The 15875-nt window shown below is 69.6% G+C and carries 13 protein-coding genes; 9 read left to right on the forward strand and 4 right to left on the reverse strand.

The genetic code is table 11. The annotated features are described in order from the left end of the window. The first annotated feature begins 1 nt into the window (after position 1). Entirely contained in the window at positions 2-1861 is a 1860-nt protein-coding gene (locus ACEXOR_RS07500) for an alkaline phosphatase family protein (protein ID WP_374848849.1), read from the forward strand. Positions 1862-1974: 113 nt separating this feature from the next. Here ACEXOR_RS07500 and ACEXOR_RS07505 read toward each other — a convergent pair whose 3' ends face one another. Both ACEXOR_RS07505 and ku read right to left on the reverse strand, forming a co-directional pair. Beyond that, on the reverse strand, positions 1975-3357 hold the full coding sequence (locus ACEXOR_RS07505) for a glycine--tRNA ligase (protein ID WP_374848851.1): 1383 nt from the start codon (positions 3355-3357) through the stop codon (positions 1975-1977). Positions 3358-3460: 103 nt separating this feature from the next. Further along, positions 3461-4255 carry a non-homologous end joining protein Ku gene (gene ku, locus ACEXOR_RS07510; protein WP_374848852.1) on the reverse strand — a complete coding sequence of 265 codons (795 nt, stop codon included), beginning with the start codon at positions 4253-4255 and terminating at the stop codon, positions 3461-3463. 74 nt (positions 4256-4329) lie between these two features. Between ku and ACEXOR_RS07515 the strand changes: the two genes are divergently transcribed. From ACEXOR_RS07515 to ACEXOR_RS07540, 6 genes are all read left to right on the forward strand, one after another. Further along, entirely contained in the window at positions 4330-6777 is a 2448-nt protein-coding gene (locus tag ACEXOR_RS07515) for an ATP-dependent DNA ligase (RefSeq protein ID WP_374848853.1), read from the forward strand. 49 nt (positions 6778-6826) lie between these two features. Next, positions 6827-8782, forward strand: coding sequence for a cell wall-binding repeat-containing protein (locus ACEXOR_RS07520; RefSeq protein WP_374848854.1), 1956 nt, complete (start codon positions 6827-6829; stop codon positions 8780-8782). A gap of 182 nt (positions 8783-8964) precedes the next feature. After that, a complete protein-coding gene (locus ACEXOR_RS07525; protein WP_374848856.1) occupies positions 8965-9093 on the forward strand; it encodes a hypothetical protein in 129 nt (42 codons plus the stop codon). A gap of 84 nt (positions 9094-9177) precedes the next feature. After that, entirely contained in the window at positions 9178-11211 is a 2034-nt protein-coding gene (locus ACEXOR_RS07530; protein ID WP_374848857.1) for an APC family permease, read from the forward strand. Positions 11212-11341: 130 nt separating this feature from the next. Further along, positions 11342-11569, forward strand: a complete 228-nt coding sequence (locus tag ACEXOR_RS07535; RefSeq protein WP_374848859.1) for a DUF3073 domain-containing protein — start codon at positions 11342-11344, stop codon at positions 11567-11569. 123 nt (positions 11570-11692) lie between these two features. Beyond that, the gene (locus ACEXOR_RS07540) at positions 11693-12628 is read left to right on the forward strand and encodes an NADP-dependent oxidoreductase (protein ID WP_374848860.1); all 936 of its coding nucleotides are present in this window, start codon (positions 11693-11695) and stop codon (positions 12626-12628) included. Between the two features lie 16 nt (positions 12629-12644). Here the strand turns inward: ACEXOR_RS07540 and ACEXOR_RS07545 are convergent, their stop codons facing one another. After that, a complete protein-coding gene (locus tag ACEXOR_RS07545; protein ID WP_374848861.1) occupies positions 12645-13076 on the reverse strand; it encodes a hypothetical protein in 432 nt (143 codons plus the stop codon). 54 nt (positions 13077-13130) lie between these two features. Beyond that, positions 13131-13493 carry a sterol carrier family protein gene (locus ACEXOR_RS07550; RefSeq protein WP_374848862.1) on the reverse strand — a complete coding sequence of 121 codons (363 nt, stop codon included), beginning with the start codon at positions 13491-13493 and terminating at the stop codon, positions 13131-13133. A gap of 113 nt (positions 13494-13606) precedes the next feature. Here ACEXOR_RS07550 and purD point away from each other — a divergent pair, with 113 nt between their 5' ends. Together purD and ACEXOR_RS07560 are read left to right on the forward strand one after the other, a co-directional pair. Beyond that, complete coding sequence (gene purD / locus ACEXOR_RS07555) at positions 13607-14926, forward strand: phosphoribosylamine--glycine ligase (RefSeq protein ID WP_374848863.1); 1320 nt, start codon at positions 13607-13609, stop codon at positions 14924-14926. After that, positions 14923-15828 (forward strand): phosphoribosylaminoimidazolesuccinocarboxamide synthase, encoded by a 906-nt coding sequence (locus ACEXOR_RS07560; RefSeq protein ID WP_374848864.1) that lies wholly within the window; start codon positions 14923-14925, stop codon positions 15826-15828. Before purD ends, ACEXOR_RS07560 begins: the two co-directional genes overlap by 4 nt. The last annotated feature ends 47 nt before the right edge of the window (positions 15829-15875 follow it).

Here is a 15875-nt window from a genome sequence, read left to right on the forward strand (position 1 = left end):
CATGGCTCCCTTCGGCCGACGGCGGCGTGACGACCGACACCCCGACCGCCGCGAACCCCTGCACCCGAGCCCCGCCGCTCCGGATGCCGCGGGCGCCGTCGCCTCGCGCCGCGCGTTCCTCAAGGCCGCCGCCGTGGGCGCCGCGGGTGCCGCCGCCGGAGGCCTCGGCGGCGCCGCCATCGGAGCCGGCGTCTACGCGCAGGAGTCGAACCTCGACTTCGCGCCCGAGACCAAAGAGGTCAAGCCCGGCTTCGATCACCTCGTCGTGCTGATGTACGAGAACCGTTCGTTCGACAACCTCTTCGGCTGGCTGTACAAGAACGAGGAGCTCAAAGACGGGCAGTCGTTCGAGGGACTCTTCCAGGGCCGACGCTCGAACCCGGTGCCGGGCACCGACGAGGAGATCGAGGCGCGTCCCTACTCGGGCTCCACCGACGAAATCATGCAGAGCCCCAACCCCGACCCGGGCGAGGAGTACTCGCACGTCAACACGCAGCTTTTCCAGAAGGTCGACCCCGACGGCAACAGCGACCTGCACGCCAACGGCCTGCAGTACCCCTACAACGCCCCCGGCCCGAACGAGTCCCCCACTATGAAGGGCTTCGTTCAGGACTACATCATCAACTACCGGCACATCACCAAGAACAAGAAGGAGCCCGGCCGCGCCGAATACGAGACGGCGATGGGCGGCTTCACCCCCGAGATGCTGCCCGTGTTCTCCACGCTCGCCAAGAGCTTCGCGGTGTTCGACCACTGGCACAGCGCCGTGCCCTCGCAGACCTTCTGCAACCGCGTGTTCTTCCACGCCTCCACCTCGCACGGCTACGTCACCAACAAGGGCGACGGCGGCTACGAGAAGTGGCTGGATGCCGACAGCGCGAGTGCTCCCACCATCTTCAACCGGCTTCAGGATGCGGGGCTCACCTGGCGGGTCTATTACGACGCCGCCCAGCTGGTCTCCATGACGGGGGTGCTGCACGCCCCGGTTCTCGAGCCCTACTGGAAGACGAACTTCCGCGTGATGGAGCAGTTCTACGACGACGTGGCCAACGGCGACCTGCCCGACTACGCCTTCATCGAGCCGCGGATGATCTACAACCACAACGACATGCATCCGCCGCACGGCACCCTGCGCGAGAGCGACGACGCCACCGTCGACGGCGACGTGGTGATCGATGGGGCCCTCTCGGATGCCCGGGCGGCCGACGCCCTGCTGCACGCCGTGTACTCGGCCATCCGCTCGAGTGATTCGGCCGCGGGCTCGAACGCTCTGAACACGATGCTCTTCGTCACCTTCGACGAGCACGGCGGAACCTACGACCACGTGCCGCCACCCTCGGCCGTGCCGCCCACCACGGGTGAGCCGGGCGAGATGGAGTTCACCTTCGACCGGCTCGGCTGCCGCGTGCCGGCCCTCGCCATCTCGGCCTACACGGCGAAGAACACGATCGTGAACTCGCTGCACGACCACGGTTCGGTGATCGCCACGCTCACGAAGCTGCACGGGCTGAAGCCGCTCACCCGCCGCGACGCCGAGTCTCGCGACATGTTCGACGCGGTGAACCTCACGGCGCCTCGGCCCGCGACCGACTGGCCGCAGACGATGCCGCAGTACTCACCGCCGAACCCCGAGGTGAGCTTCGACGGCACCTCCCAGGCGCAACGGGCGAAGCCCATCAGCAACCCGGCGAAGGGTTTGCTCGGGCTGCTGATCGCCAAGTACGGCACGTCGGGCACCGCCGAACCCGACACCTATGCCGAGGCGTACGCGGCCTTGATGGAGACGCAGTCCTCGCAGGGGCAGCTCTTCGGCACCCTCGACTCCGTCGACGGCGCCCCCGGGCCAACGCCCACCCCTTGACCCCACCCCTTGAGGCCACCCCTCGACGCCCCCGACCCCTCGACGCCGCCGAGCCGTCGCAGATCGCCCTCTCGGGGCCCGCAAAGGGCGGTTCGCGACGGTTCGGCGGGCGGTCAGGCCCCGACGAGGCGCTCGGCCAGGTAGCCCGTGAGGCGATCGAGCGAGATGCGCTCCTGCTCCATCGAGTCGCGCTGCCGCACGGTCACGGCGTTGTCGTCGAGCGAGTCGAAGTCCACCGTGATGCAGAACGGCGTGCCGATCTCGTCCTGGCGGCGGTAGCGGCGGCCGATGGCTCCCGCGTCGTCGAAGTCGACGTTCCAGTTCTTCCGCAGATCGGCCGCGAGCGTGCGGGCGAGCGGCGACAGCGCCTCGTTGCGCGACAGCGGCAGCACCGCCGCCTTCACGGGAGCCAGGCGCGGGTCGAGCTTCAGCACGGTGCGCTTGTCGACACCGCCCTTGGTGTTGGGCGCCTCGTCCTCGTGGAACGAGTCGACCAGGAAGGCCATCAGCGAGCGCGTCAGCCCGGCGGCCGGCTCGATCACGTACGGCGTCCACCGCTCGCCGGTGGTCTGGTCGAAGTACGACAGGTCGGTTCCGGAGGCCTTCGAGTGCGTCGTGAGGTCGAAGTCGGTGCGGTTCGCCACACCCTCGAGCTCGCCGAAGGCGCTGCCGGTGAAACCGAACTTGTACTCGATGTCGACGGTGCGCTTGGAGTAGTGCGAGAGCTTCTCGGCGGGGTGCTCGAACAGGCGCAGGTTCTCGGGGTCGATGCCGAGGTCGGTGTACCACTGGAAGCGCTGGTCGATCCAGTACTGGTGCCACTCCTCGTCCTCCCCCGGCTTGACGAAGAACTCCATCTCCATCTGCTCGAACTCGCGGGTGCGGAAGATGAAGTTGCCGGGCGTGATCTCGTTGCGGAAGCTCTTGCCGATCTGGCCGATGCCGAACGGCGGCTTCTGCCGCGAGCTGTTCAGCACCGCGTTGAAGTCCACGAAGATGCCCTGAGCGGTCTCGGGCCGCAGGTACGCCATGCCGCCCTCGTCGTCGACGGCGCCGAGGTAGGTCTTCATGAGGCCTGAGAAGTTCTTCGGCTCGGTCCACGAACCCGGCTGCCCGGTGTCGGGGTCACGGATGTCGGCGAGCCCGTTCACGGGCGGGTGGCCGTGCTTCTCCTCATACGCCTCGAGCAGGTGGTCGGCACGGTAGCGCTTGTGGGTGTGCAGCGACTCCACGAGCGGGTCGGAGAAGACCTCGACATGGCCGGAGGCCTCCCACACCTGGCGCGGCAGGATGACGGCGGAGTCGAGCCCCACCACGTTGTCGCGCGACTGCACCATGAACTTCCACCACTGGCGCTTGATGTTCTCTTTCAGCTCCACGCCGAGAGGCCCGTAATCCCACGCCGACCTGGTGCCGCCGTAGATCTCACCGGTCGGGAACACGAACCCCCGGCGTTTGGCGAGGGCGATGACGGAATCGAGACGGGATGCAGGCATGCCTGAATTCTACCGGGGCGGCCCGCATCCGCCTTCGCACCCCAGATCCGTCACTTTCGGCCCCATAGCCGCCGTTTTGGGGCGAAAAGTGACGGACCTGGTTTCAGGAGGCGCGGCTCTTGTCGACCGAGCGGCGCAGCGCCTCCATCAGGTCGAGCACCTCGCCCGCGTCGTCGCTCTCTCCGGGCTCGCGGCCGAACGTCTCGTCGGTGTCGAGCGAGTCGCCCTGGGCGAGTTTCGCGTCGATGAGGGTGCGCAACTGCTCCTGGTACTCGTCGGTGAACTTCTCGGGCGCGAAGTCGCTCGAGAACTGGTCGACCAGCGACATCGCCATCTCGAGCTCCTGCGACGACACCCGCGTGGGCTCGTCGAGCGAGGGAAACGCCGCCTCGCGCACCTCGTCGTCCCACAGCAGCGTCTGCAGCACCAGCACGTCGCCGCGCACCCGCAGCGCACCGAGCCTGGTCTTCTGCCGCAGGGCGAAGTGCACCACGGCCGTGCGATCGGTGGTCTCGAGCGTCTTGCGCAGCAGAGCGTAGGCCTTGGGCGACTTCGAGTCGGGCTCGAGGTAGTAGCTCTTGTCGAACATCATCGGGTCGATCTGCTCGCTCGGCACGAACTCCACCACCTCGATCTCGCGGCTGCGCTCCTCGGGCAGCGACGCGAGGTCTTCCTTGGTGAGGATGACCGTTCGGTCGCCGTCGTCGTAGGCCCGGGCGATGTGCTCGTACTCGATGATCTTGCCGTCGATCTCGCAGCGGCGTTGATACCGGATGCGCCCGCCATCGGCGTCGTGCACCTGGTGCAGCGAGATGTCGTGGTCCTCGGTCGCCGAGTAGACCTTAACGGGCACGTTGACGAGCCCGAATGTGATGGCGCCCTTCCAGATGGATCGCATGACCAATTAGACCCCGCATCGGGCCCTCACCGGAAGGCCTACCGGCCCCGGAGGCCGGAGAGGAGGATGAGGACATGGCGTCGACGTCGAACGAGCAGACCGTCACGGTGGGCGGGCACCGGCTGCGCATCACGAACCTCGAGAAGGTGCTCTATCCCGAGACCGACACCACGAAGGCGGATGTGTTCCGTTACTACGCCGAGATCGCCCCCGTTCTCCTTCCACACTCGCGCGACCGGCCGGCCACCCGCAAGCGTTGGGTGCACGGGGTGGGCACCGACGGGCATCCGGGTCAGGTGTTCTTCCAGAAGAACCTCGACGAGGGCACCCCCGACTGGGTCAGGCGCGTCGACGTGCAGCACTCCGACCACGTGAACGTGTACCCGCTGGTGAACGACGCCGCGACGCTCGCCTGGCTGGCGCAGATCGCGGCACTCGAGATCCACGTGCCGCAGTGGCGGGTGGATGCGCGGGGCCGCCGCCAGAACCCCGACCGCTTCGTGATCGACCTCGACCCGGGCGAGGGCGCCGGCCTGCCGGAATGCGTGGAGGTGGCCGCGCTGGCCCGCTCGATCCTGACGGGAATGGGCCTGGAACCCGTGCCGGTCACCAGCGGCAGCAAGGGCATCCATCTCTATGCACCGCTCGACGGTTCGCAGTCGAGCGAGCAGGTCTCGGCGGTCGCTCATGAATTGGCCCGGGCGCTCGAGGCCGACCATCCCGACCTGGTGGTGAGCGACATGAAGAAGGCGCTGCGTACGGGCAAAGTGCTGGTCGACTGGAGTCAGAACAACGGAAACAAGACCACGATCTGCCCGTACTCGCTGCGCGGGCGGTCGAGGCCGACGGTGGCCGTGCCGCGCACCTGGGAGGAACTGGAGTCGCCCGGCCTGCGACAGCTCGAGCTCGGCGAGGTGCTCGAACGTATGCGGGAGCGGGAGGACCCGCTGACGGAGTCGGGGTCGGGCTCCTCCCACGACGACGACCGCCTCGCCGTCTACCGCTCCAAGCGCGACCAGGCCAAGACGCCCGAGCCCGTGCCGTCGTCGGCCCCCACGTCGACGGATGGCCGCAGCTTCGTCATCCAGGAGCATCATGCGCGGCGCCTGCACTGGGACTTCCGGCTCGAGCACGACGGCGTGCTCGTGTCGTGGGCGCTGCCGAAGGGGGTTCCGGACGACCCGGGTCAGAACCACCTCGCGGTGATGACCGAAGACCACCCGCTCGAGTACGGCTCGTTCGAAGGAAGCATTCCCGCAGGGGAATACGGGGCCGGAAACGTCACCATCTGGGACTCCGGCACCTACGATCTCGAGAAGTGGCGCGACGGCCGCGAGGTGATCGTGACGTTGCACGGCCAGCCGTCGGGCGGGCTCGGTGATGCCCGCAAGGTGGCGCTGATCCACACCGGGCGGGGCGGGGATGATGCGAAGAACTGGTTGATGCACCGGATGCGCGCTGGAGCTGGAAGCGACGATCCAGTGGATCGTCGCAGCGACGCCAGCGCCGAGCGGCCGGCCGCTCGGGCTCGCCAGAAGGCTTCGCCTCCCGAGGGCGCGGCGCGGGACTACACGCCGATGCTCGCGACCCTGGCCTCGCCCACAGACCTCGACGACGAGTCGCAGTTCGCCTTCGAGATGAAGTGGGACGGCATCCGCGCCATCGCCCGCGTCGACCGCGGCGCGGTCACCCTGCACACCCGCAACGGCAACGACGTCTCGGCCGCCTACCCCGAACTCACCGAAGCACTCGCACGCCTCTACCCCGAGAGGTCGCTCGTGCTCGACGGGGAGGTGGTCGCGCTCGAGAAGTCCGGGCGCCCCAGCTTCGGCCGACTACAGCAGCGGATGGGCCTGTCGAAGCCGCGCGAGGTCGAGGCGGCCCGTGCTGCGGTGAAGGTGGATCTGCTGGTGTTCGACATCCTCGAGCTCGACGGTTCGTCGCTGGTGTCGGAGCCGTACGACGAACGGCGGCGCATCCTGAGCCGGGTGGCGCCGGCCGACGACGGGCCCGTGCACGTGCCGCCGGCGTTCGACGGCGACCTCGAGCACGCGATGACCGTCAGCCGCGAGCTCGGCCTCGAGGGCGTGATGGCCAAGCGCCGCGACAGCACGTACACGACCGCGCGTTCCCGGGCCTGGCTGAAGCTCAAGCACCACCTCGCCCAGGAGGTGGTGATCGGCGGTTGGCGCCCGGGCAAGGGCCGGCGTGCGTCGCAGGTGGGATCGCTGCTGATGGGAGTGCCCGTCGGCGACGGCCGGCTGCGGTACGTGGGCCGCGTGGGCACGGGCTTCTCAGAGCGTGACCTCGAGCAGATCACCTCCCGTCTCACACGCCTGGAGCGGAAGACGAGCCCCTTCGACGACGTGCCCCGCGCCGACGCCTCCGACGCGGTCTGGGTGACACCCTCACTCGTGGGCGAGGTGTCGTTCGCGGAGTGGACGGCCACGGGCCGGCTCCGCCAACCCTCCTGGCGCGGCTGGCGCCCCGACAAGTCCCCCGCCGACGTCATTCGCGAGTAAGTCTCGCATCCCCCTCGTAAGCTGAGGTTTACTCCGCTACTCTGGGCCGATGAAACCCTCCATCCGACGGGCCACCGCTGTGGCCGCAGCCCTCACCCTCGGGCTCGTCGTCGCTCCTCTGGCAGCGACCTCCGCCTCCGCGACGAACTTCGTCGTCGCGACGATCCCCATCCCTGCCACCACCGCGGCTGCCAATCCGGTTGCGGTCGCGGTCGACGCCGATGCTCGGCGAGCGTATGTCGCGAACATCGGCAACGGCACGGTCTCCGTGATCGACACGGCGACCGAGAGCGTGATCGAGACGATCCCCGCCGGGGTCGCGTCAGGAGGTTTCGGCCCGACCGCCGTCGCCATCGACACCGCGAGGCATCTGCTCTTCATCTCGAATTCGCTGGCTAATACGGTGACGATCGTCGATGTCGCTCCCGGAGGCAGAAACGCCGTCCTGAAAGCAATCCCGGTCGGAAATCAGCCCGGCCGAATCGACGTCGACTCCGAACTGGGCAAGGCCTACGTGCTCAATTACCTCGACGGCACCGTATCGGTGATCGACATCGCGACCAGGGCCGTCTCCTCCGTCATCCCCCACGACTCCGCTGCCGGGATCGGCACCTCGCCCATGGGCATCTCGATCGACACGGCACTCCACAAGGGGTACGTCACCAACTGGGCCGACGGCAGCGTCTCGGTCTTCTCGACCCGAACGGACTCCGTCACCAAGGTGCTCCCCCAGGCATCCGACGGCATCGGTGAGTATCCTGCCGAGCTGGTCGCCGATGCCGCCTCGCACCGCGCCTTCGTCGTCAACAACGGCTCGAAGACGGTCTCCGTGGTCAACACCCTCACCGACGCCGTCGAAAAGGTGATCACGGGCATCGGCGATCAGCCATTCGCGGTCGGTCTCGACACGGTCGGCGGGCAGATCTGGGTCTCCGTGACCAACAACATCACAGCGATCGACGTGCGATCTCTCGCCGTCGTCCGCACGCTCGCGCATCCGCGCGGGGCGTCGATCGACGTGGACGCGGCTCACCGGCGCGCCTACGTCGCGACCAGCTCCACGAACTCGGTCGACGTGATGGATCTGGATGCCACGGCGCCGCTGTCGCGGCGGAGCGGTGTCGACCGGTTCGAGGGGTCGGCCGCCATGTCGGCCTCGGAGTTCGCTCCGGGCGTCGACGTGGCCTACGTGGCCTCGGGCGCCAACTACCCCGACGCCCTCTCGGGTTCGGCCATCGCCGGGCGGAAGGGCGGCCCGGTGCTGCTGGTCACCCGCGACGCGGTCCCGGCCTCGGTCACCGCCGAGCTGGTACGCCTGAAGCCCAAGAAGATCATCGTGCTCGGCGGAACCGCATCCGTCGGCGCGGGTGTCGAAGGCTCCCTCGGCGGCATCGCACCCGTGACCCGGCTGGGCGGAGCCGATCGCTTCGCCGTCTCGGCGGCCGTGTCGGCCGACGGGTACCCCGCGGGCACGAAGCCCGGGGTGGTCTTCGTGGCGTCGGGCGAGAACTTCCCCGACGCCCTCTCGGGTGCCGCCGCGGCTGCGAAGCAGAACGGGCCCGTTCTGCTGGTCACCCGCGACGCCGTGCCCGACGTCATTGCCGCCGAGCTGACGCGGCTCGCGCCCCCGATGATCGTGGTGCTGGGTGGGGAGAACTCGGTCAGCGCGAAGGTGGAGGCACAGCTCGACGACCTGGCTCCCACCACGAGGATCGCAGGAGCCGACCGCTTCGCGGCCGCCGCGGCCATCTCGGCCAACGTGTTCAGTGGAGGCGCCTCGACGGTCTACATCGCCTCGGGCACCGTCTTCTCCGACGCGCTCCCGGGCGGCCCCCTCGCCGCGGCGGCCGGCGGCCCCGTGCTGCTCGTGCGGCCCGACGCGATCCCCGACTCGACCTCCACCGAGCTGCAGCGCCTGAAGCCCACCCGCATCGTGGTGCTGGGCGGCCCGGCCACCATCACCCCCGCCGTCTACGACCAGCTGCGGGACTTCCTGCCCCGCTGACCTGGCAGGCCCACGCGAACGGCCCACGCGAGAAGACACCACGGCACCCCGGGCGCGAAAACCGCCCGGGGTGCCGTCGCGCCTGCACATCTGTGCGGGGTGTGGTCGCGGAGCCGGGCGGGGTGGTAGCTTCGCGAGCAGATCGCCACGGCGACGACGGCGACGACATCGAGGAGGATCTCATGACCGACAAGCGGAACGAGCGCGGCGAGCGCGACGGCGAGTACACCGACACCGAGGCCGAGAACGTGATCGAGCCGGAGCCCGAATCGGGCGAGTACACCGACAGCGACATCCCGGGCGACAACTGACACCTGGCCGTTCTGCGAGGGGCGGGAATAACCCGCCCCTCGCCCGACTTGACTCTGTGTTGGCCGCGAGTAGTGTTCTCACTCGTGGCCAACGAAACCCGCTCGGCAAAACGCTGGCTCATCGGAGACCCGCTGCCGAGCGACAAGCTCGACGGGCAGCTGCTGCCCAAGCGTCTCGCGCTCCCCATCTTCGCCAGCGACCCGCTCTCCTCCGTGGCCTATGCGCCGCAGGAACTGCTGATGATCCTGCTGATCGGCGGGCTCTCCTTCCTCACTCTGGCGCCCTGGGTGGCGGCCGCGGTCATCCTGCTGCTCGTGGTGGTGGTGGCCTCCTACCGGCAGCTCGTGAAGGCCTACCCCTCCGGCGGCGGCGACTACGAGGTGGCGCACAAGAACCTGGGTGAGAAGGCCGGCCTGGTCGTCGCATCCGCTCTGCTGGTCGACTACGTGCTCACGGTGGCCGTGTCGGTGGCCTCGGGCGTCGACAACATCATCAGCGCCATCCCGCAGCTGAACCCCTTGCGGGTGGAGCTGGCGGTGGGCTTCGTCATCATCCTGATGGCCGTGAACCTGCGGGGCGTGCGCGAGTCGAGCAAGGCCTTCGCCATCCCCACCTACATCTTCGTGGGCAGCGTGGCGCTGATGATCGTCACCGGTCTCGTGCGCACCGCCCTCGGCGACGCGCCCGTCTCCGAGTCGGCCGGCTACCAGGTGCAGGCCGAGCAGCTCACCCAGGCGGCCATGGTGCTGCTGCTCCTGCGGGCCTTCTCGAGCGGATGCTCCGCCCTCACGGGCGTCGAGGCCATCTCGAACGGCGTGCCCGCCTTCCGCGCCCCCAAAGTGAAGAACGCCCAGCGCACGCTGGTGCTGATGGGTTCCATCGCCATCTGCCTGTTCGCCGGGCTCACGGCTCTCGCGCTCATCTCGAACGTGCACTACGCCGAGAACGCCTGCCACCTGATCGGCTTCGCCGACTGCGCCACCACCCCGCAGCGCAGCCTGATGGCGCAGGTCGCGGCATCCGTGTTCGGCAACAACTCCATCCTGTTCTTCGTCATTCAGGCGGCCACCGCCGCCGTGCTGCTGCTTGCGGCCAACACGGCCTTCAACGGGTTCCCATTGCTCGGCTCGGTGCTCGCGAAAGACTCCTACGCCCCCAAGGCCCTGCTCACCCGCGGCGACCGCCTCGTGTTCTCGAACGGCATGATCGTGCTGGCCCTCGCGGCCACCGCCATCCTGATCGTCTACCAGGCCAACCTCACCCAGCTCATCCAGCTCTACATCATCGGCGTGTTCGTGTCGTTCACGCTCGGCCAGACCGGCATGGTGCGGCACTGGCTCCGGATGCTCCGCGAGGGCTGCGCGAACCGGGGCGAGGTCGTGCGCTCCCTCGCCATCAACGCGGTGGGCGCCGTGTTCACGGCCGTCGTGCTGATCGTGGTGACCATCACGAAGTTCACCCACGGGGCCTGGCTGGTGTTCGCCATCATGCCGGTGCTGTTCATCCTGATGATGGGCGTGAACCGCTACTACCGCGACGTGAACAAGGAGGTGGAGGTCGACCCGACCACCACCTTCGGCGCCACCGGCGACCACGCCATCGTGCTGGTGGGCCGCATGCAGAAGCCGGTGCTGAAGGCGCTCGACTACGCGATCGCCGCCCGGCACGACTCGATCGAGGCGGTGCACCTCTCGATCGACGACGAGCAGACCGCCCAGCTCGAGGCCGACTGGCAGCGCATGAACATCGAGGTGCCGCTCAACATCATCGAGTCGCCCTACCGCGACGTGGCGGTACCGCTGGCGAAGTACATCATGAAGCACCGCGCCGAGCACGGTTCGGAGGTGGTGACGGTCTACACGCCGATCTACATCGTGGGGCACTGGTGGGAGTCGATGCTGCACAACCACAAGGCCCGCCGCATCCGCAAGAAGCTGATGCTGGTGCACGGCGTGACGATCGCCCTCGTGCCCTGGCTGCTGGACTCGTCGGAGCTGCTGTACGGCCGCCGGTCGCGCCCGCTCCCCGGTCAGGAGCGGCGAGGCGAACCGGTGCGGCCGGTGCCGCGCCGCCCCCACGCGGAGCCTGCTCCCTCGCACAAGCGCGGCCGCGGCTGAGCGCTGCCTGACCGCGGCGGCCACCGCGCGGGGTGATGAGGTTGCTGCGTGCTAAACTCACACTCGATTTCGTTGTTATTCGTCTCATCCGGCGGCAGTGCCCCCGGCCCGAATCGTGAGGGGGTCTCGCATGGGGCGTGGCCGTCAGAAAGCCAAGCACACGAAGGTCGCGCGAGAGCTGAAGTACTTCAGTCCTGACACGAACTATTCGGCCCTTGAGCGTGAACTCACCGGCAAGGCCGGAGAGCCCGACTACTCCAAGTGGATCGAAGAAGACGACGACTCCGACGATACGTTCGAGCCGACGGCTCTGGAGCCGATTCCGTTCGAACCGAACGACGAGCAGAAGCGCGCCTAGGCGACACCGTTCTTGCTGAAGGGCCCGGCTCCGGTCGGGCCCTTCAGCGTTTCTCGGGTCGGCCCGACTCCGGTCGGGCCCTTCCGCGTTTCACGACGGCCCGACCAGGCCTAGAGTGACGGCATGGCGACTCAGTGGGTGGCGAGCGACTTCGGCGGGCTCGACGTGTTCGAGCAGATCGAGACGGAGGTCGCGCCGCCCGGCCCGGGTGAGGTGACCATCCGCATCCGGGCGGCCGGGATGAACCCCGCCGACTACAAGCACGTGGCCACCGGCGGTGACCGGAGCGCGCTGCCGATCCCCATCGGTTACGAGGTCTCGGGCGCGGTGATCGCTGTGGGGCCGGGCACGCGCATCGGCTCGGGAGACGTCGCCGTGGGCGACGAGGTGCTCGCGTTCCGCATCCAGGGCGGGTACGCCACCGAGCTGACGGTGCCGGCGGCCGATGTGTTCGCCAAGCCCGCGTCGCTCTCGTTCGAGGCGGCAGCCGGGCTGCTGCTGGCCGCGACCACGGCCGACGAGATGCTGCACGTGACGAGCGTGGCCGAGACCGACACGATCCTGGTGCACGGCGCCTCCGGAGCGGTGGGGGTGAGTGTGCTGCAGCAGGCCGCCCTGATCGGCGCGCGGGTGATCGGCACGGCCGGCCCGTCGCGGTTCGACGTGGTGGAGCAGTTCGGCGGCATCCCGGTGGCGTACGGACCAGGCCTCGCCCAGCGCGTCCGCGAGGCCGCCCCCGAGGGCGTGGTGGCGGCGCTCGACACGGTGGGAACGGATGAGGCGATCGACGTGTCGCTCGCCCTCGTGGCCGACCGGGAGCGCATCGTGACGATCGCCGCGATGGGGCGGGCGAAGAAGGACGGCATCAGGCTGATCGCCGGGGCGATGCCCGAGAGCGCCGCCTTCCGGGCGTCGGAGCGGGCGCGGTTGATCGCGCTGGCCGGCGAGGGCCGGCTCGTGGTGCCGATCGCGCGCAGCTTTCCGCTAGATCAGGCGCGGCAGGCACTCGAACTGCTGAAGGGCGGGCACGCGGGCGGCAAGCTCGTGCTCATCCCGTAGCGGCCGTCAGCGCCGGTCAGCGGGGGTCAGGCTCGGGTTTCGGCTCGTCCTGCACCTGTACGAACTCCACGGCGTCAGGCTCCACGGCGTCGGGCCCGGCCGCCGCGGTCGTCGGCGCGAGCGCCTCGGGCTCCGGCTCGTGCTCCTCGAGCTCGGCGGCCACGGTGCGGGCGCGGCGGCGGCTCACGCGGTCGAGCACGATCGCCAGCAGGGCGCCCAGCGCCACGAAGATCGCCGCCAGGAAGAGGCCGATGAACCCGAACACCTGCAGCTGCGAGAAGTCGGGCTGCTCGGGGAACGACAAAGTGAGAACCAGCGCCACGATCACGCCCACGATCAACCCCACCAGCATGAAGCGGTAGTAGCGCGGAGCCCGACGCACCGACACGTCGGCGACGCGTTCGGTGGAACGGGCGGATGCGGTGCTGTCCTCGGGCTGCTGACTCACCCCTCCATTGTCGCTCACCCGGATCGGGGCGAGGTGCGGATGCCGGAATCCGCCCTAGCGGCTCACCGGCACGTGCCCCGTGAGATCGGCTCGCTGCCCCGACGCGTGGATGCGCGCCGACGCGAGACCCTCGCCCCAGGCGAGCGCGCCCGTCGCCAGCTCGAGCCAGGTGCGGGCATCCATCTCCACCACGTTCGGCGGGGTGCCGCGGGTGTGACCCGGGCCCTCGATGCACTGCACGGCGCCGAACGGCGGCACGCGCACCTCCACCGAGTTGCCGGGGGCGTCGTCGGCGAGGCGCTGCAGCAGGTACCGCACCGCGGTGGCCCGGGTGTCGCGGCTGGAGGCGTCGAAGTCGCCGATGGCCGCCGTCACGGCTGCGGCGCCCAACCCGTCTGCGATGCGTGCCTTGCCCATGCCCTCCACGCTACCGCGGGCCACGCCCGGCTCCAGCGCGGCGGTGACGGGCCCGCCCACGCGCCTGGACGACCTCCCCAGCGCGCGTCGGCGGCGCTCGGTAGGCTGTGGGCGTGAAGATCCTGGTTCTCGGTTCGGGTGCGCGCGAGCACGCCATCATCACGTCGCTGCGGCGCGAGCGCGACGACGAGGGGCGGATGGCGCACGACATCGTCGCGGCGCCGGGCAATGCCGGCATCGCCGCCGACGTGCCGGTGGTCGACCTCGACGCGAACGATCCGCAGGCCGTCACCAACTACGCGCTCGCCGAAGACGTGCAGTTCGTGGTGATCGGCCCCGAGGCGCCTCTGGTGGCGGGAGTGGCCGACGCCCTCCGCACCCGCGGCATCCCGGTGTTCGGGCCCGGCCACGAGGCGGCTGCCCTCGAGGGCAGCAAGACCTTCGCCAAGCGCATCATGGATCTCGCCGGGGTTCCCACCGGCGGCGCCGTCACCGCCGGCACGCTCGCCGAGGCCGAAGCCGCGCTGGCCGCGTACGGCGCACCCTACGTGGTGAAGGCCGACGGCCTGGCCGCGGGCAAGGGCGTGCTCGTCACCACCGACCTCGCCGAGGCCACCGCCCACGCCCGGCACTGGCTCGAGCACGGCGACGTGCTGATCGAGGAGTTCCTCGACGGCGAGGAGGTGTCGCTCTTCCTGCTCTCCGACGGCCACTCGGTGGCGCCGCTCTCCCCGGCTCAGGACTACAAGCGCCTCGCCGACGGCGACGAGGGCCCGAACACGGGTGGCATGGGCGCCTACTCGCCCCTGCCCTGGCTCGACGAGCGCTTCGGCAGCGAAGCCGCCTTCGTCGACGAGGTGATCGACACCATCGCCCTGCCGACCGTTCGGCAGCTCGCCTCCGAGAGCACCCCGTTCATCGGTCTGCTGTACTGCGGCCTCATCCTCACGCCGAAGGGCATCAGGGTGATCGAGTTCAACGCGCGCTTCGGCGACCCGGAGACCCAGGTGGTGCTGCCACGGCTCGCCACCCCGCTCAGCGCCCTGCTGTTCGCCGCGGCGACGGGAACGCTCGCCGCCCAGGAGCGCCCGGTGTTCACCGACGACGTGGCGGTGACGGTGGTGCTCGCGAGCCAGAACTACCCCGGCTCCCCGGTGGTGGGCCGGGTCATCAGCGGGCTCGAGAGCACGGTGGGCATCGAGGGCGTGAGCGTGCTGCACGCGGCGACCGACCGAGACGAGGGCGCGACGGATGCGGCCGGCCGGCCGGTGCTGCGCGCCACGGGCGGCCGGGTGCTGAACGTGGTCGCCACGGCTCGCGACTTCGCCACGGCGCGCGATCGCGTGTACGGGGCGCTGGAGGGCATCCACCTCGAGGGCGGGCAGTACCGCCATGACATCGCGGCGCGCGTGGCCACGGAGGCGGGCCGATGAGCGGCGCCGAGCCGACCGCATCCGGGGCCGGCATCGCGCCCGGCTGGCGGCACGTGTACAGCGGCAAGGTGCGCGACCTGTTCGTGCCCGAGTCGACGGCTCCCGAGGCCACGCCCGAGGCGCTGCTGGTGGTGGCCAGCGACCGGGTGAGCGCGTTCGACCACGTGCTCGAGCCCGGCATCCCGGGCAAGGGCGCGCTGCTCACCGAGCTGAGCCGCTGGTGGTTCCACCAGCTGCGCACCGTGCCCAACCACCTCGTGGCCGTTCGTGACGGGCTCCCGCCGGTGCCGGCCGAGCTCGAGGCGCGTTCGATGGTGGTGACGTCGCTGGAGATGTTCCCGATCGAGTGCGTGGTGCGCGGCTACCTCTCGGGCAGCGGCTGGAAGGAATACCAGGCGTCGCAGAGCGTGTGCGGCATCGCCCTGCCCGCGGGCCTCGCCGACGGCGACCGGTTGCCGGAACCGATCTACACCCCGGCCTACAAGGCCCCGCTGGGCGAGCACGACGAGAACATCAGCTTCGAGCAGACCGTGGAGCTCGTGGGGCTCGAGGACGCGACGGCGCTGCGTGAGCTGTCGCTGGAGATCTACCGGCGCGCATCCGTCATCGCTGAAGCACGCGGGGTGATCCTCGCCGACACGAAGTTCGAGTTCGGGCGGGATGCGGCGACCGGCGAGATCACGCTGGCCGACGAGGTGCTCACGAGCGACTCGTCGCGGTACTGGGATGCGGCGGCGTACGACTCCGGGGAGCGAACCGCGAGCTTCGACAAGCAGATCGTGCGCAACTGGCTCGCCGCGAACTGGGACCAGACGGGCCCGCCGCCCACCCTGCCCCAGGAGATCGTGGAGCAGACGGCGGCGCGGTACCGGGAGCTGCTGGAGCGGCTCACCGCCGGGTGACCGCCGGCGCTGCCTAAAGCCTCGACGGCGTCGGAGGCGGGGCGTAG

Source organism: Herbiconiux liangxiaofengii, assembly GCF_041927335.1.
Taxonomy (GTDB): domain Bacteria; phylum Actinomycetota; class Actinomycetes; order Actinomycetales; family Microbacteriaceae; genus Herbiconiux; species Herbiconiux liangxiaofengii.